The sequence below is a fragment of the Lentzea sp. genome, from assembly GCF_035525475.1.
Taxonomy (GTDB): domain Bacteria; phylum Actinomycetota; class Actinomycetes; order Mycobacteriales; family Pseudonocardiaceae; genus Lentzea.
Genome location: NZ_DATLEC010000262.1, coordinates 41,246 through 65,603, shown reverse-complemented (window position 1 = coordinate 65,603; position 24,358 = coordinate 41,246). Strand labels below are relative to the sequence as shown.

Here is a 24,358-nt window from a genome sequence, read left to right as displayed (position 1 = left end):
CGCAGGCCGCGACCGGCGCCGTGCAGCTCCGCGACGGCACGCACCAGCTGCGTTCGCAGACATCGGTCCTGCCCGACAGCACCCGTCAGCTCGCGAGCGGCGCGCGCCAGGTCGCGAACGGCAACGAGACCGCGGCGGTCCAGGCCGAGGAGTACGCGAAGAAGGCCCAGGCACTGGTCGGCGTGCTCGACCAGGCCGACGGCGACATCGCCACCCGGTTGCGCGCCCTGGGCTTCACCGAGGACCAGGTGCAGCGCGTGCTGACCACGATCGGCCAGGTCCGCAAGCCGGTCGACGACGCCAACGGCAAGGTCCAGGGCGCGGCGGGCGACCTGCGCAAGCTCGCGGGCGGCGCGGACCAGGTGGCCGACGGCGCCGAGCTGCTCGCGTCGAAGATGCCCGCTCTCGTCGACGGCGTCGGGAAGCTCGACGAAGGCGCCACGAGGCTCGCGGACGGCACCGCGCAGCTGCGTGATGGCGAGCAGAAGGCCGTGGACGGCACGACGAAGCTGAAGGACGGCGCGAACCAGCTCGCCGACGGCTCCGCACAGCTGCGCGACGGCCTCACCGGTGGCATCGACAAGATCCCGAACCAGGACGACCCGACGCGCGCCGCGATCGCCCAGGCCATCGGTGACCCGGTGGCGGTGCGCGGTCTGTCGCAGACGAAGGCGGCCACGTACGGCGCGGGCCTCGCCCCGTTCTTCCTGGGCCTGGCGACGTGGATCGGCGCGTTCGTGCTCTTCCTGCTGCTGCGCCCGCTCTCACGCCGTGCGCTCGCCGCCGGTCAGTCGGCGCTCAGGGTCGCGTTGGGCGGATGGCTGCCCGGTGCGTTGCTCGGTGTCGTGCAGGTGCTCGTGATGTTCTCGGTAGTGCGGTTCGTGGTGGACATCGAGCCGTCGAACCCCCTCGGCACGTTCGGGTTCCTCGTGCTGATGTCGCTGACGTTCGTGGCGATCCTGCACGCGCTGAACGCCGCGTTCGGCGCCGTCGGCAAGTTCCTGGGCCTGATCCTGCTGATCCTGCAGCTGGTCAGCGCGGGCGGCACGTTCCCGTGGCAGACGATCCCGGTGCCGCTGTACCCGCTGCACTACGGCCTGCCGATGGGCTACGCGGTCGACGGTCTGCGCCACCTGATGTACGGCGGTGACCTCGGCATCGTGGGCCGCGACGCAGTGATCCTTCTCGCCTGGCTGGTCGGAGCCCTAGCCTTGTCGTCCGTGGCGGCCTACAGGCAACGGGTGTGGACAGCGTCCAAGCTGAAGCCGGAGCTCGTGCTGTGAGCGCGCGGACGACGGCGACCAAGCAGAAGCTCTTCGACGCGGCGCTGAAGCTGGTCGGCGAACGGGGCGCGGCCTCGGTGACGGTCGACGAGATAGCCGCGGAGGCGGGCGTCGCCAAGGGCACGATCTACTACAACTTCGCCTCGAAGGACGCCCTGGTCGAGGCCCTGCTGCACCACGGCGTGGAGATCCTCGCGAGCCGGCTGCGGTCCGCCGAGAGCGCCGACGACTCGCTGGAGGCGCTGGTCGACGAGATGCTCGGCTTCTGGGCCGACTACCCGGCGTTCGGCCAGCTGCTGGTCTCCGAGCTGTGGCGCACGCCGGGCCAGTGGCACGGCACCCTCTCGCTGCTGCGCGACGACATCGTGTCGATCGTGCGCGGCCAGATGAAGCGCCTGTCCGACGCCGGCCGCCTGCCAGAGGGTGTCGAGGTGGGCACGGCGTCGGCGGCGCTGTTCGGCACGTTGCTCGTGATCGCGCTCGACTGGCAGGTGTTCCAGCCGGAGCGGTCACGGGCGGAAGTGCGCGAGTCGGTCATGCTGCTGGTGCGGGGCATGCGTTCGGCCCGATAGGGCGCCGTTCAGCGGGAGTCCTCGTGGTGCAGCGAGGGCGGCCTGCCCTCCAACGCCCGTTCGACGGCTTCGAGCACCGCACGGCTCGTGCGGTGCGACGCGTCGTGGGCGAAGTGTCCGAGCAGCACCTGCTGCGTCGGGTGCGGTAGCACCGGGTCGGGCACCGGCGCGCAGGTGTGCACCTCCACCACCGGCGTGTCCTCTGCCAGAAGGTGCCGCACGGCCGTGAGGACGCTGAGCCGGTAACTGGTGTGCACCCACGCCACCAGCAGGTTCACCGGTTTGCCCTGCAGCTCGTCCGCCACCTCGGCCGCGAGCTCGTCGGGCCGGGCCCAGTCGGCCCTGACCCACGTCGGACGGTGGCCGCGGCTGATCGACGCCCGCGCCGCGCGTCCGGGGCCGTCGTCGGCCATCAGCGGCCGGGTCCGCGACGGCAGCACCACCTGCCACCCGCGTTGCAGCAACTGCCGCGCGCAGCCGGTCAGCATTCCGGTCCCTCCGAGCACCAGCGCCGTTCTCACCGGGCACGCTCCTCCCCGACCGAGGCCAGCGGCCCTGCCAGCCACCGGTCCACCTGGGCCTGCCCGCGCAGCCGCACGACCACGACCTCGCCGACCAGGTCGAGCACCCTGGCCCGGTTGCGCCGGTAGGACTTCCAGCCCCACCGCAGGATGTGCCCGGGGTCCGTGAACACCGACCACAGCGGCGATTCCTGGTTACCGTTCCACAACTCCACCCGGCTCGCGCGCCGTCTGATCGTGCGGCCGACGAGCCGTGTCATCACGGTCGTGAACGGGTGGTCGAGCCACACCACCGTGTCCGCCCGTCGCAGCAGCACCGGCCGCGCTTCGTTGTACTGGAACTCGGTGACCCAGTGGTCCTCCTGCGCGAACGCGGCGACCTCGGCGGCGAACTCCGGGCGCGGCGTCCACCGCGGACCCCAGTAGAGGCTGTCCAGCTCGACCCGGCGCAGGTCGTGCCGGTCGGCGATGTGCCGGCAGAGCGTCGACTTGCCTGATCCGGCGTTCCCGGCGACGAGGACGCGCCGCGGCACGTGCGGCAGCGGGTCTGCTGGTCCGAGCAACGGCATCGGGCCAGGTTAGTAGGGAACGGAACGACCGCAGGGCCCCCGGAAAGTTCCGGAGGCCCTGCGGTGCACAGCTAACGTCAGAGAGCGGTGACGTTCGTCGCCTGCGGGCCCTTCTGGCCCTGCGTGACGTCGAACGTGACCTTCTGGTTCTCCTCGAGGCTGCGGTAGCCGCCGCCGTTGAGGGCCGAGTAGTGGACGAACACGTCAGCGCTGCCGTCCTCGGGGGCGATGAAGCCAAAGCCCTTTTCGGCGTTGAACCACTTGACGGTGCCGTTGGTCATGTACTGCTCCTTCTGTACTGAAGGGTGGACCGCACTGTGCGGGCACCCCGGTGGTTGGTCTCGAGCTGACCACTCCCACCGTGAAGAAGGAGAATCGCTCGCAACTGAAGTTCGGCGAGCGTGAAAAGACACGAACACAAAACCGCAACCAGTGAATGAGTCTACCAGCATCTAGCGCTGTTTGCGCTGGGGTACCGCGAACCGCTGCTGCATGAGCGAGATCCGGACGATCAGGAAGCCCGCGAGACCCGCCGCGACCAGCGCACACAGCGTCGACAGCGTGGAGAAGACCACGTACAGCGGTGTGTCGAGCAGCAGCGACTCGAGCACGTCGGCCAGCACCATCGCGAGGAACGCGTACTGCCACGGTCTGATCAGCGGGCTCACCACGCGCTGTTCGAACGGCAGCTCGCGCTGGGCCGGGTCGCTCGCCTTCCACACCTGCGGCACCGTCCGCACGCCGTGCAGCGCGATCGCCTCCGCGTTGTGGGTGGCGCCGCGGAACCACAGGAAGGACGCCACGCCCGCGGGCACGACGAGCACGATGGCGAGGAAGCTCCACGACGACGACCCGCCCCGCCAGTCGTTGACCGTGCCCCAGACGGACTCGGCGGCGACCAGGGCGATCAGGCCCGCGCTCACGTAGCCGGTCACCCGGACGTCCCTCAGGTCGATGTAGGTGTCCAACGCACAACCCCCGAACACAGCGGACTCCGCGGGAGACTACCGCCCGAAACCGCACCCCAACTCGGCGAAAGTGGCGATCTTCTCGGCGGCTCTCACCACGACCTCGTCGACCCCGTCGAGCACCACGCGGTCCCCGATCCTGCGGGCGGGCACCAGGGGCACGTCCGCCTTGCCGCACCGCTCGACGACCGTCGTGAACGCGCGTGCGGCGGCGAGCGGCGCGACGAGGGGCACGCCGCTCTGGCGGTGCCGGATCAGGTTCTCCAGGAGGTCGACGGGCGGCGGCACGGCCATGCGGTGGTCGTTGACCGTCAGCCGGTCGTCGTCGTACCACCAGACGGCCTGGCCCAGCGATCCGTGCACCAGGACCACGGGTGGCAACGATGTCGTCGCGCACAGCGTCGTGGCGACCACGACCGGCGGCGCGCCCTCCGACGTCACGCGAACGCACGCCGTGTCGTCCGCGGTGATCGAGTCGCGGCACCGGAACAGCTCCAGCTCGACAGCGATGTCGGACCGCTCCTCGACGTCGGCGAGCAGCAGCGCGTTCTGCAGGGCGTGCGCGAACGGGTTCACCAGCGTCCCGTCCTCACCCTGCCTGCCGGCCCAGTCCGCGCGCTCGTAGTAGGAGTCCGAGCGCACCCAGCGGCCTGCGGCGCCGATGCCCGAGATGTCCCCGAGCGCGCCGGAGCCGATCAACGAGCACAGCCGCCGGTACGAGCCCTTGCCCTGCGTCTGGAACCCGACCTGGCACACCAGCCCGCGCTTCGCGGCCGCCGAGGAGATCTCGTCGAACTCGGCCGTCGACAACACCGCGGGCTTTTCGACCAGCACGTCGCAGCCCAGCTCGAACGCGGCCAGCACGAGGTCGCGGTGCGTGACCGGCGGCGACGAGATCACCACGACCTCGGGGTGGAGCTCGGCGGCCAGCGACCGCAGGTCCGGGTAGGACGGCACCGGGACGTCCACGTCCGCCACGTCGACGACGCCCACGAAGGTCGCGGTCCCGTCGTGGCCGAGGCGGAGGAGGTTCTCGACGTGCCGCGCCCCATGCCCGCCGGCTCCGACCAGCGCAACACGCATCGTCTCCACCCTTCTCGGGCACGCCCGCGACGCCACCGCGGTCATCAGCATCGGCCGAGGTGCTGCGAATATCAATGCACCGCGCCAACGAAGACACGTTTGCGGCAGCATCCCGGCGCGCTCAGCGCAGGTCGATCACGTCGGCCACGCGGACCGCCTCTCCCGTCCCGAGGCTGCGGTTGGCCGCGAAGCCCGTGAGCAGCGAGAGGACGCCGTCGAGGTGCGTCGCCCTGCGCCCCAGCGGATCCTCCTGCCCGGCCGGTCCGTACAGCGCGCCCACCATCCGCCGGTCCGCGCCGCCGTGGCCCTCGCGGTCGAAGTCCAGCGGGATGTCCTCACGTTCCTCGAACAGCCGCTGCACGGACAGCTTCGCCCAGCCCTGCTCCGGGTTGGCCTCGGCGCCGTGCACGGCGGGGTGCTGGCCGGACACCCACGAGTTCTCGACGACCTCCAGCTCCAGGCGTCCCTTGCTGCCGTTGACCATCAGGCGGTAGCCCTCCCACGGCGAGTAGACCGTGAGGTGGTACGTCAGGGTCGCGCCGCTGGCGTAGCGGACGAGCACCGACATGTCGTCCTCAATGGACACTCCTGGCTCGAACGGGTTCTGGTCGCGGCGATAGCCGTCCTCGTGCCGTGCGTCGACGTAGAGCCTCTTGAGCCAGTCGTTGCGCTCCAGCTCGATGTCGAACCGGTCGTCGTCGGCGTGGCCGTGGCGTTCGCCGTTCTCGGGTCCGTAGAAGAACAACCGGCCTTGCGCGTACACGGTCTCCGGGACCGAACCGACCCACCAGTTGAGCAGGTCGAAGTGATGCGTCGCCTTGTGCACCAGCAGACCGCCGGAGTTGGCCTTGTCGCGGTGCCAGCGGCGGAAGTAGTCGGCGCCGTGGCGGGTGTCGAGCAGCCACTCGAAGTGCACCGAGCCGATCTCGCCGACGGCGCCGTCCGCGAGCAGTTCACGGACCTTCTCGTGGATCGGGTTGTAGCGGTAGTTGAACGTGACGGTGACGTCGCCGTCGTTGCGGTGCACCGCGTCGAGGATCTTGCCGGCCGACGCGACGTCCGTCGTCATCGGCTTCTCCGTCACGACGTCGCGTCCGGCGTCCAACGCCTCCACGATGTACGTGTCGTGGAAGCGGTCGACTGTGGTCACGACGACGACGTCGACCCGTTGCTCGTCGAGCATCTTGAGGAAGTCCACGGCGTCGTAGGTGGGGACGGGGTCGAGGCCCAGCTCGGTCAGCCGCTCGTTGTGGACGTTCATGCGGGTGCGGTTCACGTCGGCGAACGCGACCAGTTCACAGGTGTCCGCGTGTTCGACCGCGATGGCGTGGACGTGCCGCTCGGCCCGTGAGCCCGTGCCGACCACCGCGTACCGCCTGCGCGCCATGCGACCTCCTCTGAAAACGTTTTCCGCACGCTAACCGCGGAGGCCCCGAACGCAAAGAACCGCCCGGCAGCGTGCCGGGCGGTTCTCGGAGGCGGAAGGGGTCAGCTGATGCCGCGGTCGCTGAGCAGCGCCCACTGGCTCCAGCCGGCCTTCTCCTTGAAGAAGCGGCGGACCAGCTTGCCGTCGTCGGTGCGGGCGAAGACCTCGACGGTCTTGGTCTGCGCGTGGTACATCGCGTTCGGCGCCTCGGAGACCTTGGTGGTGCCGAGCTTGGCCCACGTGGTCCAGCCGTTGTCGGTGGCGCGCGAGTGCTCGACGATGCCGCCCTCACCGAGCTGCACGACGTCGATCGAGCCGGTCGTCGAGTTGTAGACCGCCGACGGCGCGCCGGTGCCCTTGCCGCCGAGCGACTTCCAGACGCCCGCCGCGTACTGCTCGACGCTGCCGGAGGCGGTGCGCACGAAGACCTGGTCGACGGCGATGCTCGGGTCGCTGACGACCTTCACGTCGCCCTGGTCGGCCCACGCCGTGCCGTCCCACTTGACCAGCTTGTCGTCGGCGGAACGCGCGTAGACGTCCTTGTCGGCGACGGCGGGGTTGCCCTGGATCCTGCGGTCGCCGAGCGGCGCCCACCTGTCGGTGAAGCGCAGCAGCGAGCCGTCCTCACCGCGGGCCAAGACCTCGACGGCCTTGGTCTTGTCGTTCCACGCCAGCACCGGGTCGCCGGCGACGACCGCGCCGCCCAGGGCGAGCCACTTGCCGTCGACGCGGCGGTAGATTTTGCCGTCCGTGCCGCGCGCGAACACCTCGACGATCTTCGTCTGCGGGTTCATCAACGCGACCGGGTCGCCGGCGAAGAGCTCGGGACCGAGCTGCTGCCAGCCGTTCCAGCGGCTCGTCTTGTGGAAGTTCGTGATGATCGTGCCGTCGGCGGCGCGGGCGAAGACCTCCAGCTGCTGCTGGCCGGTGTTCGAGATCTGCGGGCCGGCGTTGACGATCGTCTTGTCCGTCACCGGGCTCTCGCTGCCGGTGCTCGCGCCACCGGACTCGACGAGGTTGTTGTAGCGCAGGGGCACGTACCGGCGGGCGGTGCTCGCGCTCCAGACGCGCTGCACCGGCCTGCTGCCGTCGGGGCCAGCCTGCTCGCGCACGATCGGCCGCGTCTTGGCGGCGTCCGCCCAGCCGATGAACAGCGCGACGTGGTTCTCGCGGTCGTTGAGCGCGTCGCCGGGACGGAGGTCCTCCCAGTCGATGCGGTGCGCGACCTGCTCGAGGATGTGGGTGGTGTAGGAGATGCGCAGGCCCCAGGCCATCGAGACGAAGCCGGAGCAGTCGGTGCGGTAGGCGCCGTACTTGTTTCCGAAGCAGTCGCTCTGGCTGTAAGGAACACGGGCGCTGATCCACGTCCGCGAGCGCGCCAGGATCTCGCTGCGGGTGATCTTGGAGTTGGCCTCGTAGGTCCCGCAGATCACCCCGCCCTCGGCAGCCGCCTCCGCGACGTCCGGCATCGCCAGCGTCGATCCGAACGTGATGGCCGCCGCCGCGACCGCTAACATCCCCCACGTCTTCATGGCGGTCACCGTAGCAAGGCGATGTGAAGTTTTGGTCCGGTCGAACGTCCTGTTTCTCACCGTTCGCGCCGGTCAACGGTGAACGGCTGCCCGCGGGGGCGATGATCCCCGCCCCCGCGGACGGGACGCTCAGATCCCCCGCAGGCTGTTCACCAGGTCGGCGTCGGTGATCTCCGCGGTCACCCACGCGAGCGGGTAGCTGAGGTGGACCGTGTCGTCCTCCCTCGTCAGCTCCACGCCCGGCAGCACCTTCCGCACGAGCGCCAGCATGGCGTGGTTGTCCGGCAGCACGTCGCCGTGCAGCTCCGCGACACCCATCCGCGCCGCGACCGCCGTCAGCTCCTCCAGCATCCGGCGGCCGACGCCGCGCCGTTGCCAGAGGTCCACCACGGCGACCGCGATCTCCGCGCCGCACTCGCTGGTCCTGATCATCCGCGCGATGCCGACCGGGTCGCCGCCGACCCGGGCGCACACGGCCGCGTGCCGCTCGCCGTCCACGTCGGCCAGCGCGCGGCGGGCGGACGCGGTGAGCCGCGGCGTCGGCGAGTGGAAGCGCAGGTAGCGGCTTCGCGCGGACAGTCCCGCGAACACCGCGTCGACTGCTTCTCCGGCGGTGTCGCGGTGGAGCTCTGTGACGCGCATGAGGTGGACCCCCTGAGTTCGGAATCCGAACTGTAGCTGAGTTCGAAAAACGAACGCAAGGGATATCCTGGGCTCATGTCGTACGCGAGTTTCGCCAGCCTGCCCTGCACCCTGGGCCGCCCCGCCGCGTTGCTGGGCGAGCGCTGGACGCTGCTGCTGCTCCGCCAGATCTTCCTGGGGACCCGCCGCTTCGAGGACTTCCAGTCCTCGATGGAGATCTCGCGCAGCGTTCTGACAGACCGCCTCAACGTGCTGCTACAAGAGGGCGTGCTCAAGCGTGTGCCCTATCAGGTGGACGGCCGCACACGGCACGAATACCGGCTCACGGAGAAGGGCCACGACCTCTACCCCGTGCTGATGGCGCTGCGCACGTGGGGCGAGAAGTGGATGGCTCCGGACGAAGAGGAGTCGTTCCACCTGCACCACCGCGACTGCGGCGGCGGCGTGCGCGCGAAGGTCGAGTGCACGGACTGCGGCGCCGAGCTGACCGCCCGCGACGTGCAGGTGACGGCCAGGTCGTGAGCGGTTAGCGCAGCGAGTCGAGGTGCCTGCGCAGCACCGACACCGCGAGCTCGGGCGTCATCCGGTCCGGGTGCAGCACCCCGTCGACGGTGAGGCCGTTCAGCAGCGACGCCAGCCGTTCGGCCTCCAGCTGGAGATCGAGCGACGCCGCGATGGTGCCGGCCTCGGCCATCACGGTCACCGCGCGCAGGCACAGCTGGCGCAGGCCGTCGTAGAGCCGTTCGGCGTGCGGCAGCAACGAGGGCCGCGTGCGGGCGGCGGTCGCGAAGGCCAGCCACAGCACCGCCTCGTCGCGCCGGCGTTCGTCGAGCGGGAGCACCTCGCTGAGCACGCGTTCGCCGGGGCGGCGGGGGTCCGTGCGGTCCTTCATCGCCTTCACGTGGGCGAGGACGCGCTGGTCGATCGAGTGGATCAGGGCCTCGACGGCGAAGACGATCATGTCGTCGTGGCTGTCGAAGTAGTGCCGGATCGAGCCGATCGCGAGCCCCGCCTCCACCGCGACGTTGCGCAGCGACGCCTGCTCGACGCCGTCCCGCACGACCACGCGGAACACCGCCTCGGCGACGGCCTGGCGGCGGGCGGCGGGATCCACGACTCTCGGTGACACCTCCCTTTTCTAGCATGACCCTGCTAGTTTAAGTAGCAAGGTCATGCTACTTAGGGGGATTTCGATGACGTATGTGCTGATAGCGGCAGGTGTGCTGTACGTGCTCGTGCGCCGGTTCATGGGCGAACCGCTCAACGCACGCGACTTGTTGGGGCCGCCGGCGTTCCTGCTGTTCTTCGGCATCCGCGCTGTCGAGGAGTTCCCTGTGCTCTACCTGCTCCCGCTCGCCGCGGGGTTCGCGTTCGGCGTGCTGCGGGGCATGACGATCAGGCTGTTCGAGCGGGACGGGCACCTGTGGCAGCGGTACACGCCGTGGACGTTGGTCGTGTGGGTGACGTCGCTCGGCGCGAGCATCGGTCTGGGGTTGCTCATCGGCGGACACGCGCCCACGCAGTTGTCCATCGGCGTGAGCATGCTCGGCGAGCTGTGCGCGATCGGCGCCAAGGCGTTGAACACGGGCGTGCCGTTCGCGCGGAAGGCCGAAACGGTGTCCAAAAGGCCTTGGTGAGCGGTTCGATGAAGGCATGGACCGTCGTGACTTCCTCGTGGGGACCGGACTGCTCGCCGTCGCACCGACCGCGGCTTCGGCCGCGCAGGGACTGGACTGGGGCGCCGTGCGCCGCCAGTTCCGGCTGGATCCGTCACTGACCAACCTGGGGCTGTTCTACCTCGCGTCGAACCCGCGCGAGGTGCGTGACGCGGTCGAGGACTACAAGCGCAGGCTCGACGCCAACTCGCACGACCTGATGCCCGACCAGGCGCAGGCGGTCGCCGTGGCACTCGGGCAGTACACCGGTGGCGCGCCGGACGACATCGCGTTCGTGCCCAACACGACCATCGGGTTGTCGATCGTCTACGGCGGCCTGAAACTGCGGGCCGACCAGGAGATCCTGCTGAGCGACCAGGACCACGCGTGGCACCAGGAGGCGGCGAAGCTGGCGGCGTCGCGCGTGGGCGCGAAGGTCAGGGTCGGCACGCTCTTCGAGAGTTCGGCGAGGGTCACCGAGGACGAGGTCGCGTCCCGGCTCCGAAGCTCGATCACGCCGCAGACGCGTGCCGTCGGCATTACGTGGGTCCAGTCGAGCACGGGCGTACGGATGCCGGTGCGGGCGTGCGCGGCCGTTGTCGCCCAAGCCAACAACAGCCGTGCACCGGAAGACCGCTGCCTTCTCGTCGTCGATGGCGTGCATGGGTTGGCGGCGGTCGACGACGACGCGGCGCGCCTCGGTGCGGACGTGTTCGTCGCGGGAACGCACAAGTGGCTGTTCGGGCCGCGCGGCACCGGCATGGTGTGGGTGAACCCCCAGGTGAGCGACCAGATCGTGCCGCTGCTGCCGAGCCTGAGCGGCCGCAGCGAGACGGCGTCGCTCGGACCCGGCGGCTTCCACGCGTTCGAGCAGTACTTCGCGGTGCGGGCGGCGGTCGAGTTCCACCGACGGCTCGGACGTCCTCGCGTGGCGGCACGGATCACCGAGCTGGCGACGAGGTTCAAGGACGGCCTCGCCGAGATTCCCGGCGTCGTCCTCCACACCCCGCGCGATCCCGCGATGTCCGCGGGCATCGTGTGCTTCGACGTCACCGGGCACACCGGCAACGAGGTCGTGGCCTTGCTGGGTGAGAAACGCATCCAGATCACCACGGCCGCGTACCGGATTCCTTACGCCCGAGTCGGTACGTCGATCCTCAACACACCGGAGGAGATCGACAAGACGCTGAAGGAGATCCGCGCGATCACTCGGTGATGCGGGGAAGTTCGGCCGTTCCCGGCGGTTCGAGCCGCACGCTGGTGTTCTCCGTCTTCACCTGTGGCTGGTCCATAGCCTCGTGCGCGGCCCATCCTCCTCCGAGGACGAGCACGAGCAGTCCGGTGGCGATGAACGGCGTAGTCGGAAGGTGCCGCTTCCGCTTCTCGTCCTCGTTCCGCGGCAACGGCACCTCGACCGTCGTCTCCTCCAATGGTTCGGGTTCCAGTTGTTTCGCTTCGAGAAGCGCACCCGTCGCCGCCGCGCCGTCGGGCGCCCGCAGCACCGGGATCTTCAGCCGCGCTGAGACCTCCTTGACCACCAACGGAATCCGGGACGATCCGCCGACGAGCAGGATGACGTCGGGCCGGCAGAGACCCGCACTGGCCACCACTCGTTCCAGCGCCTCGACGGTCAGCTCGACCGAGGGACGGATGACCGCCTCGAACTCCAGCCGGCTGAGCCGGACCTCGCGCACCTCGCCGTTCTCCGCGATGTACGGGACCCGCACCTCCGGATAACTGCCGAGCAGTTCTTTGGCCTCGACACAGCTCCGCACCAGCTCACGGCTGTGCGTGCCGATCTTCGCGATCACGTGCTCCGCCACCAGGTCGTCGAGGTGGAACCCGCCGACCTCGACCCGCTCAGGCTGCCCCGCCAGCAGGAACACACCCTGCTTGCGCAGCATCGTGATGTCGCACCCGGTGGCGCCGAAGTCGACCACCGCGACCGTGCTGTGCTCGGGCATCCGCGCGTCCTCGTCGAACGCGATGGCGGCGGCGTGCGGTGCCGGCACGAACAACACGTCCGCGCGGCCGGAGTCGATGAGGTCCTGGCGGAGCTGTTCGAGGTGCTCGTGCGGCCAGATGAGCGGATGCGTCATGGCGACGCGGCTCGGCGGTTCCCCGTGCCGTTCGGCGAGGTCGTGCAGAACGTGCGCGATTTCCTCAGCCGGCGCGCTGGTCCGGCGCCGGGTGGTGGTGACACCGCGGCCGGTGGCCACCGCGGTGCCCGCGGATCCGAGATCGAGCCCAACCTGGTACGGCATCGCGGGTCTCCCTTGTGCGGACACCCTCAACACGTGCGTCTCACACTGGCAGGTTCAAATCCGACAAAAGTCGCGCCGCGGTAGCCGCACCATCCGTGCGCACCCGCGTGGCCACTTCAGCAGCCCGGTCGCCCAGCCGCAGCACCTCGGCGAGCACTTCAGGCGTCACGACGTCCGCCGACCGGCCGACTTCCAACCGTTCGACCTGCTCTCCCCAGTAGTACTGGTCGTACACGTGCGGCAGCACGACCTGCGGCACACCCGCCGCGGCGGCGACAGTCGTGGTGCCGGCACCACCGTGGTGCACGACCGCGGCGATCCTGCGGAACAGCGCCTGCTGGTTCACCTCGCCGACAGCGATGCAGTCACCGGCGTCGTCGGCAAGCCGCAGATCCGCCCAACCCCGTTGCAGGACAACGCGTCTGCCGCTGGCGCGAGCAGCCACGACCGCACGCGCGGCTACCTCCTGCGACCCTCGCATGCTGCCGAGGCCGAAGTAGATCGGCGGGTCGCCCTGGGCCAGGAACGCTTCGAGCTCCTCGTCGAGCGGCCTTTGGTCGTCGAGCAGCCAGGCGCCGGTCTGGACGAGGTCACCGGGGCCGGGCCACGGACCGAGCACCGGATCCGCCGCGAGCCACGGCGACTCACCGAAGATGTGGTCACGAACGTCGTCGACCGGACCGAGACCGAGCGCGGCACGTTCGGCGTTGAGCGTGGCGCGCGAACTCGTGAAGTACTGGCGGTGCAGCTCCCACAGCGCGAGGTTTTCCTCGGGCGTTCCCTTCACCGGCACACGACCCAGCATCGCGGGCGGGGCGTGATGCGGCGACGGCAACGTGTTCGCGCAGAAACTCGCATAGACGTACCGCGCACCAACGCTTTCCGCGACCGAACGGGTAGCGTGCTGCAACGCACCGCCCGCCACCAGCACGTCCGCACCCCGAGCCGCCTTCGTGACGACCCGGAACTGCTCCTTCACCGACTCCTCGGCCAGCTTGGGCAAATCCGCGGGCTTGATGGCCGTGACGGTGCGCAGCACCGGCCCGACCGGCGTGAAGCCGACGCCGTTGCCCGTCACCAGCTCCTCGAAGTCGGGCGGCGCGACGACCTCGACGTCGTGCCCCAGCGCCGTGAGCCGCACGGCCAACGCCGTGACCGGCTGCGCCTCACCGCGTGAACCGATCGTGGACAGCAGAAACCGCATCTCGAATCCCCTCGTACCCGCTGGTCAGGGCACGAAGTGTGAGGGAGTCCCCCGGTCTTGCGGCAAGTCCCCCCACCGGCTATAAGTTCCAATGGGGGAAATACTTCAAGGCGCTTTTCTCGGCCGGGCAGCTCGTCTCGACCGACCCCGGCCTCCGCCGCAACAGTTCGCCACGGCGGCAGGCTGTGGTGGCACGGCGAGCCCGGTGGACGCCGGGACTTCGCCCCCGGCACCGGCACGGAAACCCTGCCCGACCGCTCGCCACGCCCGTCGCGACCGGACCCCGTCCAACCCCACCGCCGCCGCAACAGTTCGCCACGGCAACTAGCTGTGTCGTGCACGGTGAAGTCGGCGAGACGCCGCAGGCTCGCCGACGACACCGGCGTGGAACGCTTGCCCGGCCGTTCACCACACCGGGTCTCGACCGGCCCGCCCTCACCGCCGCGCCGGTTCGCGGCGGCGGCGGGCCGTGGCGTGCGTCAGTGTGCGGCGTCGTCCCACGAGCGGCCGACGCCGACCGAGACCTCCAGCGGCACCAGCAGCTGATAGGCGTTGCCCATCTGGCCTCGCACCAGGGCCTCCACGGCCTCGCGCTCGCCCTCGGCGACTTCCAGCACCAGTTCGTCGTGGACCTGGAGCAGCATGCGCGACCGCAGGCCGGACGACTCCAGCGCGCGGTAGACGCCCAGCATGGCCACCTTGATGATGTCGGCCGCGCTGCCCTGGATCGGGGCGTTGAGGGCCATGCGCTCGGCCATCTCGCGGCGCTGGCGGTTGTCGGACGTGAGGTCCGGCAGGTAGCGGCGGCGGCCGAGGACGGTCTCGGTGTAGCCGTCCTTGCGGGCCTTCTCGACGATCTCGTTGAGGTAGTCGCGCACGCCGCCGAAGCGGGAGAAGTAGGCCTCCATCTGCTCGCGGGCCTCTTCGGTCGGGATGCGGAGCTGCTGCGACAGGCCGAACACCGACAGGCCGTACGCGAGGCCGTACGACATCGCCTTGATGCGGCGGCGCATCTCGCCCGTCACCTCGGCGGTGGGGATCGAGAACGCCTGCGAGGCCACGTAGGTGTGGAGGTCCTCGCCGCTGTTGAACGCCGCGATCAGGCCCTCGTCGCCGGACAGCGTGGCCATGATCCGCATCTCGATCTGGCTGTAGTCCGCGGTCATCAGCTCCGCGTAGCCCTCGCCGACGACGAACGCCTGGCGGATGCGGCGGCCCTCGTCCGTGCGGATCGGGATGTTCTGCAGGTTCGGGTCCGTCGAGGACAGCCGGCCCGTGGCGGCGATGGTCTGGTGGAACGTCGTGTGGATGCGGCCGTCGTCGGCGACCGACTTCAGCAGACCGTCCACGGTGGACTTCAGGCGCGTGACGTCGCGGTGCGAGAGCAGGTGCTGCAGGAACGGGTGCTCGGTCTGCTCGAACAGGTTCTGCAGCGCGTCCGCGTCCGTGGTGTAGCCGGTCTTGGTCTTCTTCGTCTTCGGCATCTTCAGCTCGTCGAAGAGGACCGTCTGCAGCTGCTTCGGGCTGCCGAGGTTGATCTCCTTGCCGATGACGGAGTACGCGTCCTGCGCGGCCTGCTTCACGCCCACCGCGAAGTGCGTCTCCAGCTCGGAGAGGTGGTCGACGTCGATGGCGATGCCGATGGCCTCCACCTCGTCGAGCACGTTCATCAGCGGCAGCTCGAGGTTCGCGAGCAGGGAGTCGCCGCGGATGGTCCTGAGCTCCTCGTCGAGGCGGTCGGCGAGCTCGGCGACGGCACGCGCGCGCAGGATCGCGCCGGTCGCGATCTTCTGCTCCTCCTCGGACTCGTCGGCGAGCAGCGACAGCTGGCCGTCGCCCGACTCCTCCGCGCGCAGCTCGCGCTTGAGGTAGCGCAGCGCCAGGTCGTCCAACGCGAACGAGCGCTGGCCGGGACGCACCAGGTAGGCCGCCAGCGCCGTGTCCGAGGTGAGGCCGCGCAGCTTCCACCCGCGCGCCCGCACGCGGCGCAGCGGCAGCTTCAGGTCGTGGCCCGCCTTCGTGACGCCCTCGTCGGCCAGCCACGCGGCGAGCGCCTGCTCGTCGGCCTCGTTCAGCTCGGTGACGGAGACGTAGCCGCCCTCGCCGTCGGCCGTGCAGAGCGCGACGCCCTCCAGGTCGGTGGTGATGCGCAGGGCCACGCCGACGCGGGTCTTGCGCGCGTTCTCGTCGAGCCACCGCGCGAGCGTGCCGGCCGGGATCACGCCACCGGAGACCTCGAAGCCCTCCTCGGCCTCGGGCTCGGCGGTCGTCAGCGTCTGGAACAGGCGGTCGCGCAGGACGCGGAACTCCAGCTCGTCGAACAGCGCGTGCACGGCGTCGCGGTCCCACGCCTGGGCCTCGAGCTCGGTGATCGTGTACGGCAGCTCGACGTCCTTGATGAGCTCCGTGAGCTGGCGGTTCATGATGATGTTCGCCAGGTTGCCGCGCAGGGCCTCGCCGACCTTGCCCGGCACCTCGTCGACGCGGTCGACCAGCTCGTTCAGCCCGCCGAACTGGTTGAGCAGCTTGATGATCGTCTTCGGGCCCACGCCCGGCGTGTTCGGCAGGTTGTCCGACGAGTCGCCGCGCACCGCCGCGTAGTCGGCGTACTGGTCGGGCCGCACGCCGTGCTTCTCCTCGACGTAGGCGGGGGTGAACCGGCCCATCTCCGAGACGCCCTTGACCGGGTACAGCACCGTGACCTGGTCGTTGACCAGCTGGAACGCGTCGCGGTCGCCGGTGACGATCTGCACCTCGAAGCCCTGCTCCACCGCCTGCGTGGTCAGGGTCGCGATGATGTCGTCCGCCTCGTAGTTCTCCTTCTCCATCGTGGGGATCCGGAGCGTGGCGAGCACGTCCTTGATCAGGGAGACCTGGCTGCGGAACTCGTCCGGCGTCGAGGAGCGACCGGCCTTGTACTCCGGGTACTGCTCGGAGCGGAACGTCTTGCGCGACACGTCGAACGCGACCGCCACGTGCGTCGGCTTCTCGTCGCGCAGGATGTTGATCAACATGGACGTGAAGCCGTACACGGCGTTCGTGACCTGGCCCGTCTTCGTCACGAAGTTCTCGGCGGGCAGGGCGTAGAACGCTCGGTAGGCCATCGAGTGACCGTCGATGAGCAGGAGCCGCTTCACGTCTGAGGGAGTCACGGGCCCGAGTCTAGGGTGGGGGTCTGACAGTTTCGCTCGAGGCCTTGGAGCACGTGTGACCTTCGACCTGCCGCAGGAGTTCGCCGACGAGCAGCTGCACGTCCGCATGGGCATCGAAATCACCCGATGGGATGTTCAGGAAATGGTCGGCACCATGCCGGTCAAGGGCAACCGCCAGCCGTTCGGGCTGCTGCACGGCGGCGCGAACGCCGTCCTCGCCGAACAGCTCGGCTCCATCGCGTCCGCGATGCACGCCGCCCAGCACGGACTGATCGCCGTCGGGCTCGAGCTGTCCTGCACCCATCATCGAGCGGCGCGCGAGGGCACCGTCACGGGCGTGGCGCGTCCGATCCACCTCGGCCGCAGCACGACGACGTACGAGATCGTCGTGACCGACGAGGACGGCAAGCGCACCTGCACCGCCCGCCTCACGTGCCTTCTGCGTCCCCAGCCTCCGGGTGCGTGAAACCGCAGTGCCGGTACTGGGGTAAACCGCACCTCGACTCTGCGGTGAACCCCAGTGCCACGGCAAGATCAGCCCGACATCGTTGAGGCATGACCTTCACGACTCGACTGACAGCGGCGGTCCTGTGCGGCGTCGTGGTCGCGGCCTCGGTCCCGGCCACCGCCTCCGCAGATCCGGCCCGCGGCCGGCTCCTCGACGTCGTCCCGGTGTCCACGATGGACACCACCCAGCTGGTCACCTATCTGGGGGACTACGCCCTGGACGCCTCCCGCGTCCGCCACGCCGTGGACTCGAAGCGGATCACGTACCGCACCGTCGACGCCCACGGCGAACCGACCACCGCCAGCGCCCTGGTCGCCCTGCCCCGCGACGGGACCAGGACACCTCGCCAGGTCACCTGGCTGCACGGCACCACGGGCTACCGCGGCTCGGTGGCCTCCGTGGCCGACGGCAACGACCGCGCCGCGGCCCTGCTGTTCGCCTCGGCCGGCTACCTCACCACGGCCCCGGACTACCTGGGCCTGGGCACCGGCCCCGGTCTGCACCCGTACGTCGACGCCCCGTCGACCGTCACGGCATCGGTGGACGCCTTACGGGCGGCCCGTGAGCTCGCCGCCCGCGAAGGCCTCCGCCCCGACCCGCGCGTCATGATCACCGGCCACTCGCAGGGCGGCCACGCGGCCATGGCGCTGGGCCAGGCGCTGCAGGCCGGCGCCGACCGCCGGTGGGAGGTGGGCGGCCTGGCCCCGATCGGCGGGCCGATGAAGCCGAGCCTGCTGGTCGCCAGGGCGTTGGACGGCGAGATCTCCAACGGCGTCGCGTACATGGCGTACTGGACGGTGGCCTGGAACCGGGTCCACCACCTCTACGACGACCCGGCGGAAGCTTTCAGGGACCCGTCGGTCGAGGCGCTCTTCGACGGCGAGCACCGCAACGAGGAGATCTTCCCCCGCCTGCCGGGGACGATCGCGGAGCTCTTCACCGAGTCCTACCTCGCCCGCGTCGAGAACCCGACCGGCGTCCTGCGCGCGAAGCTGCGCGAGGCGGACGGCTACTGCGACTGGCGTCCACGGGTCCCGGTGTCGATCTACTCGTCCACCGGCGACCGCGACACGCTGATCGAGACCTCCGCCTACTGCGATGAGCGCCTGGAGCGGCACCACGCCACCAGCACGCTCATCGACCTGGGGCCGGACGTGAACCACGGGAGGGCCGCCAAGCTCGCGCTGCCGCGCATCCTCGCGGAGTTCGACCGCTCGTGAAACGAAAGCGGGGCGGAGGAAAGTCCCCCGCCCCGCTCCACGAAACAAACCTCAGTGAGCCTCACCCAGGTACGCGTCGCGCACCCGCTGGTCGGCCAGGAGCGAGTGCCCCGGACCGTCCAGAGTGGTCTTGCCGAGGTCGATCACGTAGCCGTGGTCCGACAACGCCAGCGCGGCCAGCGCGTTCTGCTCCACCAGGAGGATGGTGGTGCCGAGCGACTGCAGCTCCTTGATGGTGTCGAAGATCCGCTGCGTCATGATCGGCGAGAGACCCATCGAGGGCTCGTCGAGCATCAGCAGGCGGGGCTTGGACATCATCGCGCGACCGATGGCCAGCATCTGCTGCTCACCACCGGAGAAGAGCCCGGCCTTGTTGTTGCGGCGCTCCCCCAGCACGGGGAAGAGGTCGTACACGCGCTGCATGTCGGCCTGGACGCCGTCGTCCTTGCGGACGTAGGCACCGAGCTGCAGGTTCTCCTCCACGGTCATCCGCGGGAAGAGACGACGCCCCTCCGGCGAGTGCGAGATGCCCATGCCCAGGATGGCGTGCGCCGGCTCGTTGTGGATCGGCTTGCCCTGGAACAGGATCTCGCCCGACGCCGGCCGCAGCAGACCCGAGATGGTCCGCAGGGTCGTGGTCTTGCCCGCACCGTTCGAGCCGATCAACGACACGATCTGGCCGGCCTCGACGGTGAACGAGATGTCACGGACGGCCTCGATCGCGCCGTAGGCGACCGAGAGGTTGCGGACTTCGAGCAGCGGGCTCATGCCTGCTCTCCCTTCGCGGCCTCGACGTCGTGCTGGACTTCCTCCGGCGGCTTGCCGAGGTAGGCCTCGACCACCCGCGGGTCCGCCCGCACGACCTCGGGGCTGCCCTCGACGAGCAGTTCGCCCTGCACGAGCACGGAGACCGAGTCGCACAGCCCGAAGATGAACTTGATGTCGTGCTCGATGACGACGACGGACACACCCGTCTCGCGGATGCGGAAGATCAGCTGCTGCGTCGCTTCCGTCTCCTGCGGGTTCATACCCGCCGTGGGCTCGTCCAGCAGCAGCACCGCCGGGTCCGTCGCCAACGCGCGCGCGATCTCCAGACGGCGCTGGTCGCCGTACGGGAGGTTGCGCGAGAGCTCGTCGTCGAGGTTGTTCAGGCCGACGAACGCGAGCAGCTCCCGCGACCGCTCGCGCGCCGCCTTCTCACCGCGCTGGTAGGCCGGTCCGTGGAACAGCGAGGCCAGCGGGCCCTGCTTCATCCGGACGTGACGGCCGACCATGACGTTCTCCAGCACGGTCATGCTGGGGAACAGGCGGATGTTCTGGAACGTGCGGGCCACGCCCGCGTCCGTCACCTTCGCCGGGTCGCCCGGCAGGATGTTGCCCTTGAGCAGCACCTGCCCGGTGGTCGGCGTGTACAGACCCGTCAGGCAGTTGAAGAACGTCGTCTTCCCCGCGCCGTTCGGGCCGATCAGGCCGACGATCTTGCCTTCCTCGAGCGTCAGGGTGACGCCCTTCAACGCCTTGAGGCCACCGAAGACCATCGAGACGTCACGCGCTTCCAGTACAGGCGTGCTCATGCCTTCTTCGCCTCCACGTGCGCCTCTTCGGCGTTCTCGTCGGTGCGCTCGACCATCTCAGCGCGCCTGTGCGCATCGGGGATCAGGCCGACCGGCCGGAACCGCATGATCAGGATCAGCGCGAGGCCGAAGATCATCAGACGGTAGTCCTCGAAGTCGCGCAGCTTCTCGGGCAGCACGAACAGCAGCGCGGCACCGAGAACGGCACCGGGGATGGACCCCATGCCGCCGAGGATGACCGCCGCGAGCAGCGTGACCGACTCGAGGAACTTGAACGACTCGTACGACACCGTTCCGTTCTTGTGCGCGAACACCGCGCCCGCGAGACCCGCGAGCATGGCACCGATGAGGAACGCGAGGATCTTCATCTTGCCGGTGCGGATGCCCATCGCGCGGGCGGCGTCCTCGTCCTCGCGGATCGCGATCCACGCACGGCCGATGCGGCTGAACTTGAGGTTCGCGAACACCGCCATCGTCGCCGCCACGAGCAGCACGATCAGGACGTAGTACAGGACACCCGCGGGGAGCTTCACGGCGCCGATCGAGATCGACTTGTTGAACTCCGCGCCGAACAGCGACAGCGCCGGGATGCCGGGGATGGCGTTGGAGCCGTTGGTGATGCCGCCGATGTCGTTCTGCGCGGAGCGGGTGAAGATCTCACCGAACGCCAGCGTCACGATCGCGAGGTAGTCACCGCGGACCCGCAGCGTCGGCGAACCGACGATGGCGCCGAAGATGCCGGCCACGACGGCCGCGATCACCGCGGCGACCGGGAACGGCAGGTGGATGCCGAAGTGCGCGGTCGCGGCACCGGAGAAGTTCGCCGCCACCAGGGCGCCGATGCCCATGAACGCCACGTACCCGAGGTCGAGCAGACCCGCGAGGCCGACGACGATGTTCAGGCCGATCGCGGTGGCGGCGTAGATGCCGATGTTCGCCGCGACCGTCATCCAGTACTCGTTGCCCGCCTCGGTGAACGGCAGCAGCAGCGCGCACGCCGCCAGCACGATCACGCTGAACACGCGGTGCTGCTCGGACAGGGCCGAGATCCAGCGGACGAACCCGACGCCGCTCAGCGCGCCGAGCAGGCCGCCCGCGAAACCGAGGAACGACAGGAAGATCGCGCCCGCGTACGGGTTCGAGCTGCCGACGCCACCGGTGGTCAGCATCGCGGCGACGGCGTACAGCACCGCGCCGAACGACACCACGAGCACCAGGTACGCGACCGGCGTCGAGACCTTGAACTTCCACTCGCCCACCGGCCCGATGCCGATGCCGTAGCCCGCGAGGATCGTCAGCACACCGGCCACGATGCCCACGACGCCGCCGAACGCCGTCGCACCGTCCAGGGCCGTGATGGCACCGAGGCCACCGCCCTTGACCGTGATGTACGCCGCGTTGATGAACGACACGACGGTGAGGCCCCAGCCGAGCGCCCTGACGACCCGGCCCTTGGACGGCACCGGCGCGAACGCCGCGACCAGGACGAGGACGCCGAGCACCAGGACGTGCCAGCGGAAGCCGGTGACGGCGAACGGGGCGTCGAAGAACTGCAGCGTCGACTTGTCCGGCCAGTTGCCGTCGTTGAGGACGAACGTGACCCACGGCAGGAGAGCCGCGACGATCGCCAGGACACCGCCGGCGGCCGCGAGCGGCTTGCCCAGCGGCGTGAGCGCGGAGCGCTTCGTCGCAGGGGTGGACCCAGCAGGGACGGACACAGTGCTCGTGCTCATGCGCGCACCCTTTCCGGCTCACCGAACAGACCCTGCGGGCGGAAGACGAGCACGAGGATCAACACGACGAAGATCCACACGTAGTCGTACTGGGTGCCGCCCGGCATGTACTGACCGGCGACGGTCTTGATCAGACCGATGATGAACGCGCCGATGACCGCGCCGCGGATGCTGCCGACACCGCCCAGGACGGCCGCCGTGAAGGCGAAGATGCCGGTCTGGAAGCCCATGTCGATGTTGATGTTGTTCAGGTACCCGCCGAACATGATGCCGGCGACACCGGCGAGCACGGCGCCGAAGATGAACGTCAGCACGATCACGCGGTCGGGGTTGACGCCCATCAGCTTCGCGGTGTCCGGGTCCTGCGCCGTCGCGCGCATCGCACGTCCCATGCGGGAACGGTTGATGTACGTCTGCAGGACGATCGCGAGGCCCACCGAGAGCACGACCAGCATCACGCCGGTCCACGACACGTTGATCGGGCCGAGCGAGAGGTTGCCCTCGGGGAAGACCTTCGGGTACGGCAGGTTCGACTTGGCGTTCGGGTAGAAGACGCGCACAGCCTCCTGCAGGAACACGGACACGCCGAGCGCTGTGATGAGCGGCGCCAGCCGGGGCGCGTTGCGCAGCGGCCGGTAGGCGAACCGTTCCATGATGACGGCGACGAGGACCGCCACCACGATGCCGCCGACGAACATGAGCGGCAGGGCCACGGCAGCCGACTTCTTGAGGTCGTCAGGAAGGAGCGTGAACGTGGCGAGGCCTCCGTACGAGGCCACCATGAACACCTCGCCGTGGGCGAAGTTGATCAGCTGGATGATGCCGTACACCATCGTGTACCCGAGGGCGATCAGGGCGATCAAAGCGCCCTGCACGACCCCGTTGGCCAGCTGTTGGAGCAGGACTGACACGACTACCTCCGTAGACAGCGGGGGCGAGCAAACAACGCCCGCCCCCGCCGTAGCTTCAACCAGTTATCGGTAGTCGTCAGCCGGTGAACTCGCCGGTCTGGACGTCCTTCCACTTGGCCGAGGTGACCTGGTACACGGTCAGCACCTTGTTCGTGCTGTCGCCGTACTGGTCGAACTTGACCTCGCCGGTGGCGCCGGAACCGCTGTAGGCACCCACGTTGGTCAGCATCGCGTCACGCTTCGACTCGTCCCAGGCAGCGCCGTCGACGGTCTTGGCGAGGCCACCGATGATGGCGTTGGCGGCGTCGTAGGAGAACGCACCGTAGGCCGCGTAGTCCTCCTTGCCGAACTTCGCCTTGTAGGCGTCGACGAAGGCCTTGGCCGTGGCCAGGGACTCGGTCGGGGCGCCGACGGAGGTGGCGAGGTCGCCTTCCTTACCGCCGAGCTCGACGAACTTCGGGTCGAAGATGCCGTCGCCGCCCATCAGCGGGACGTTGAGACCCGCGGACGCCATCTGCTTGGACAGCGGGCCGGCGACGGGGTACTCACCGCCGTAGTAGACGGCCTCCGGCGCGAGCGCCTTGATCTTGGAGATGACACCGGAGAAGTCGGTGTCCTTCTCGCCGACCTTCTCGGAGCCGACGATCGTGCCGCCCTTCTTGGCGACCTGCTTCGACAGCTCCGCGGCGAGGCCCTCACCGTAGGTCTTGCCGTCGGTGATGATGGCGATCTTCTTCTTGCCGGCCTTCTCGACGAGGTAGTTGGCCGCGTACGGGCCCTGCAGGTCGTCGGTGGTGCAGACGCGGAAGTAGTTGTCGAACTGGCGCTTCGGGGCCGTCAGGAAGTCGTTGCCCCTGGTCAGCGACGGGTTCGTGTTCGCGGGCGACACCTGGGGGATCTTCTTGTCCCGCAGGATCGGCTGCACGGTCTGGGCGACCGACGAGTTCAGCGTGCCGACGACACCCACGACGTTCGGGTCGGTCGACAGCTTGGTGGCCGCCTGGGCACCCTTGGCGGGGTTGGCCTCGTCGTCCTGGGCGGACACGGTCAGCTTGTAGCCCTTGACCGTGCACTTCTTGTTCGCCTCGTCCACGGCGAGCTCGGCGGACTGCTTGATGCCGAGGCCGAGAGCGGACAGGTTCCCGGACAACGGGGCGACAACACCGACGGTCAGAGTGCCCTTCGACGTGTCGCAGCTGCCCCCGTTGTTGCCGCCGGCTTCATCCTTGTTCGAGCCACAGGCTGCAAGAACCAGCAGCGCTGCGCCGACGATCGCTGCGGACTTCACAGAGTGCTTACGCACGTGATGTCCCTCCTCTATCCCTGCTCCCGGCTGCGCGAGATCTCCGCGCACCGCTCCATCACCCTCTCCTGAGGGATGGCCGGAACCTAGGCGATGACTGTGACCGCAGTCATCAAAGCCAATGGGCTCGTGACCATAACGCAACTCGGCGTTATGTTTTGTTTAAGGAATGTCACATACGGTAACTCAAGTTCACTCTTTGGACGGCTGCCATAACGTGGGCGTATGACTCCGCGTC

The 24,358-nt window shown here is 69.2% G+C and carries 24 protein-coding genes; 7 read left to right on the top strand and 17 right to left on the bottom strand.

Features of this window, described 5'->3' with window-relative positions:
* Both VM306_RS40275 and VM306_RS40270 read left to right on the top strand, forming a co-directional pair.
* Nucleotides 1-1,283 (top strand): YhgE/Pip family protein (locus VM306_RS40275; RefSeq protein WP_325524814.1); only part of this gene is annotated, 1,283 nt, incomplete at its 5' end.
* Nucleotides 1,280-1,855, top strand: a complete 576-nt coding sequence (locus VM306_RS40270) for a TetR/AcrR family transcriptional regulator (RefSeq protein ID WP_325524812.1) — start codon at nucleotides 1,280-1,282, stop codon at nucleotides 1,853-1,855. The genes VM306_RS40275 and VM306_RS40270, both read left to right, overlap by 4 nt.
* Nucleotides 1,856-1,863: 8 nt before the next feature.
* Here the strand turns inward: VM306_RS40270 and VM306_RS40265 are convergent, their stop codons facing one another.
* The 8 genes from VM306_RS40265 to VM306_RS40230 all read right to left on the bottom strand — a co-directional run bounded on the left by VM306_RS40265 (nucleotide 1,864) and on the right by VM306_RS40230 (nucleotide 8,596).
* Nucleotides 1,864-2,376 (bottom strand): hypothetical protein, encoded by a 513-nt coding sequence (locus VM306_RS40265; protein WP_325524809.1) that lies wholly within the window; start codon nucleotides 2,374-2,376, stop codon nucleotides 1,864-1,866.
* Entirely contained in the window at nucleotides 2,373-2,945 is a 573-nt protein-coding gene (locus tag VM306_RS40260; RefSeq protein ID WP_325524805.1) for an AAA family ATPase, read from the bottom strand. The genes VM306_RS40265 and VM306_RS40260 overlap by 4 nt, the downstream gene beginning before the upstream one ends.
* Before the next feature lie 77 nt (nucleotides 2,946-3,022).
* On the bottom strand, nucleotides 3,023-3,226 hold the full coding sequence (cspE, locus tag VM306_RS40255; RefSeq protein ID WP_325524803.1) for a transcription antiterminator/RNA stability regulator CspE: 204 nt from the start codon (nucleotides 3,224-3,226) through the stop codon (nucleotides 3,023-3,025).
* A gap of 171 nt (nucleotides 3,227-3,397) precedes the next feature.
* A complete protein-coding gene (locus tag VM306_RS40250) occupies nucleotides 3,398-3,913 on the bottom strand; it encodes a hypothetical protein (RefSeq protein ID WP_325524798.1) in 516 nt (171 codons plus the stop codon).
* A gap of 36 nt (nucleotides 3,914-3,949) precedes the next feature.
* The gene (locus tag VM306_RS40245) at nucleotides 3,950-4,996 is read right to left on the bottom strand and encodes a Gfo/Idh/MocA family oxidoreductase (RefSeq protein ID WP_325524795.1); all 1,047 of its coding nucleotides are present in this window, start codon (nucleotides 4,994-4,996) and stop codon (nucleotides 3,950-3,952) included.
* 121 nt (nucleotides 4,997-5,117) lie between these two features.
* Complete coding sequence (locus VM306_RS40240; RefSeq protein ID WP_325524791.1) at nucleotides 5,118-6,383, bottom strand: Gfo/Idh/MocA family oxidoreductase; 1,266 nt, start codon at nucleotides 6,381-6,383, stop codon at nucleotides 5,118-5,120.
* 101 nt (nucleotides 6,384-6,484) lie between these two features.
* Nucleotides 6,485-7,939, bottom strand: a complete 1,455-nt coding sequence (locus VM306_RS40235; RefSeq protein ID WP_325524787.1) for a hypothetical protein — start codon at nucleotides 7,937-7,939, stop codon at nucleotides 6,485-6,487.
* Nucleotides 7,940-8,083: 144 nt separating this feature from the next.
* Nucleotides 8,084-8,596, bottom strand: a complete 513-nt coding sequence (locus tag VM306_RS40230; protein ID WP_325524783.1) for a GNAT family N-acetyltransferase — start codon at nucleotides 8,594-8,596, stop codon at nucleotides 8,084-8,086.
* Nucleotides 8,597-8,671: 75 nt separating this feature from the next.
* Between VM306_RS40230 and VM306_RS40225 the strand changes: the two genes are divergently transcribed.
* Entirely contained in the window at nucleotides 8,672-9,118 is a 447-nt protein-coding gene (locus VM306_RS40225; RefSeq protein ID WP_325524780.1) for a helix-turn-helix domain-containing protein, read from the top strand.
* Nucleotides 9,119-9,122: 4 nt separating this feature from the next.
* Here VM306_RS40225 and VM306_RS40220 read toward each other — a convergent pair whose 3' ends face one another.
* Nucleotides 9,123-9,725 (bottom strand): TetR/AcrR family transcriptional regulator, encoded by a 603-nt coding sequence (locus VM306_RS40220; protein ID WP_325524777.1) that lies wholly within the window; start codon nucleotides 9,723-9,725, stop codon nucleotides 9,123-9,125.
* A gap of 64 nt (nucleotides 9,726-9,789) precedes the next feature.
* Here VM306_RS40220 and VM306_RS40215 point away from each other — a divergent pair, with 64 nt between their 5' ends.
* A complete protein-coding gene (locus tag VM306_RS40215) occupies nucleotides 9,790-10,233 on the top strand; it encodes a DUF1453 domain-containing protein (RefSeq protein WP_325524773.1) in 444 nt (147 codons plus the stop codon).
* Nucleotides 10,234-10,249: 16 nt separating this feature from the next.
* On the top strand, nucleotides 10,250-11,467 hold the full coding sequence (locus VM306_RS40210) for an aminotransferase class V-fold PLP-dependent enzyme (RefSeq protein ID WP_325524771.1): 1,218 nt from the start codon (nucleotides 10,250-10,252) through the stop codon (nucleotides 11,465-11,467).
* Here VM306_RS40210 and VM306_RS40205 read toward each other — a convergent pair.
* From VM306_RS40205 to polA, 3 genes are all read right to left on the bottom strand, one after another.
* Complete coding sequence (locus VM306_RS40205; RefSeq protein WP_325524768.1) at nucleotides 11,457-12,515, bottom strand: Hsp70 family protein; 1,059 nt, start codon at nucleotides 12,513-12,515, stop codon at nucleotides 11,457-11,459. The genes VM306_RS40210 and VM306_RS40205 overlap by 11 nt on opposite strands.
* Before the next feature lie 40 nt (nucleotides 12,516-12,555).
* Nucleotides 12,556-13,719 carry a glycosyltransferase gene (locus VM306_RS40200; protein ID WP_325524766.1) on the bottom strand — a complete coding sequence of 388 codons (1,164 nt, stop codon included), beginning with the start codon at nucleotides 13,717-13,719 and terminating at the stop codon, nucleotides 12,556-12,558.
* A 479-nt stretch (nucleotides 13,720-14,198) separates the two neighbouring features.
* Nucleotides 14,199-16,979 carry a DNA polymerase I gene (polA, locus tag VM306_RS40195; protein ID WP_414672509.1) on the bottom strand — a complete coding sequence of 927 codons (2,781 nt, stop codon included), beginning with the start codon at nucleotides 16,977-16,979 and terminating at the stop codon, nucleotides 14,199-14,201.
* On the opposite strand from polA, the gene VM306_RS40190 reads away from it, so the two are divergent.
* Nucleotides 16,978-17,337, top strand: coding sequence for a hotdog fold thioesterase (locus tag VM306_RS40190; RefSeq protein ID WP_325524819.1), 360 nt, complete (start codon nucleotides 16,978-16,980; stop codon nucleotides 17,335-17,337). The two genes, polA and VM306_RS40190, sit on opposite strands and share 2 nt — an antisense overlap.
* 89 nt (nucleotides 17,338-17,426) lie before the next feature.
* The gene (locus tag VM306_RS40185; RefSeq protein ID WP_325524762.1) at nucleotides 17,427-18,599 is read left to right on the top strand and encodes a lipase family protein; all 1,173 of its coding nucleotides are present in this window, start codon (nucleotides 17,427-17,429) and stop codon (nucleotides 18,597-18,599) included.
* Between the two features lie 51 nt (nucleotides 18,600-18,650).
* On the opposite strand, the gene VM306_RS40180 is transcribed toward VM306_RS40185, so the two are convergent.
* The 5 genes from VM306_RS40180 to VM306_RS40160 form a co-directional block, all read right to left on the bottom strand.
* Nucleotides 18,651-19,367: an ABC transporter ATP-binding protein gene (locus VM306_RS40180; RefSeq protein WP_325524760.1), complete on the bottom strand. Its 717-nt coding sequence runs from the start codon at nucleotides 19,365-19,367 to the stop codon at nucleotides 18,651-18,653.
* The gene (locus tag VM306_RS40175) at nucleotides 19,364-20,173 is read right to left on the bottom strand and encodes an ABC transporter ATP-binding protein (RefSeq protein WP_325524757.1); all 810 of its coding nucleotides are present in this window, start codon (nucleotides 20,171-20,173) and stop codon (nucleotides 19,364-19,366) included. The genes VM306_RS40180 and VM306_RS40175 overlap by 4 nt, the downstream gene beginning before the upstream one ends.
* On the bottom strand, nucleotides 20,170-21,906 hold the full coding sequence (locus tag VM306_RS40170; RefSeq protein ID WP_325524755.1) for a branched-chain amino acid ABC transporter permease: 1,737 nt from the start codon (nucleotides 21,904-21,906) through the stop codon (nucleotides 20,170-20,172). Before VM306_RS40170 ends, VM306_RS40175 begins: the two co-directional genes overlap by 4 nt.
* Nucleotides 21,903-22,817 carry a branched-chain amino acid ABC transporter permease gene (locus VM306_RS40165; protein ID WP_325524752.1) on the bottom strand — a complete coding sequence of 305 codons (915 nt, stop codon included), beginning with the start codon at nucleotides 22,815-22,817 and terminating at the stop codon, nucleotides 21,903-21,905. Before VM306_RS40165 ends, VM306_RS40170 begins: the two co-directional genes overlap by 4 nt.
* 76 nt (nucleotides 22,818-22,893) lie before the next feature.
* Nucleotides 22,894-24,120 carry a branched-chain amino acid ABC transporter substrate-binding protein gene (locus VM306_RS40160; RefSeq protein WP_325524749.1) on the bottom strand — a complete coding sequence of 409 codons (1,227 nt, stop codon included), beginning with the start codon at nucleotides 24,118-24,120 and terminating at the stop codon, nucleotides 22,894-22,896.
* Between the last annotated feature and the right edge of the window lie 238 nt (nucleotides 24,121-24,358).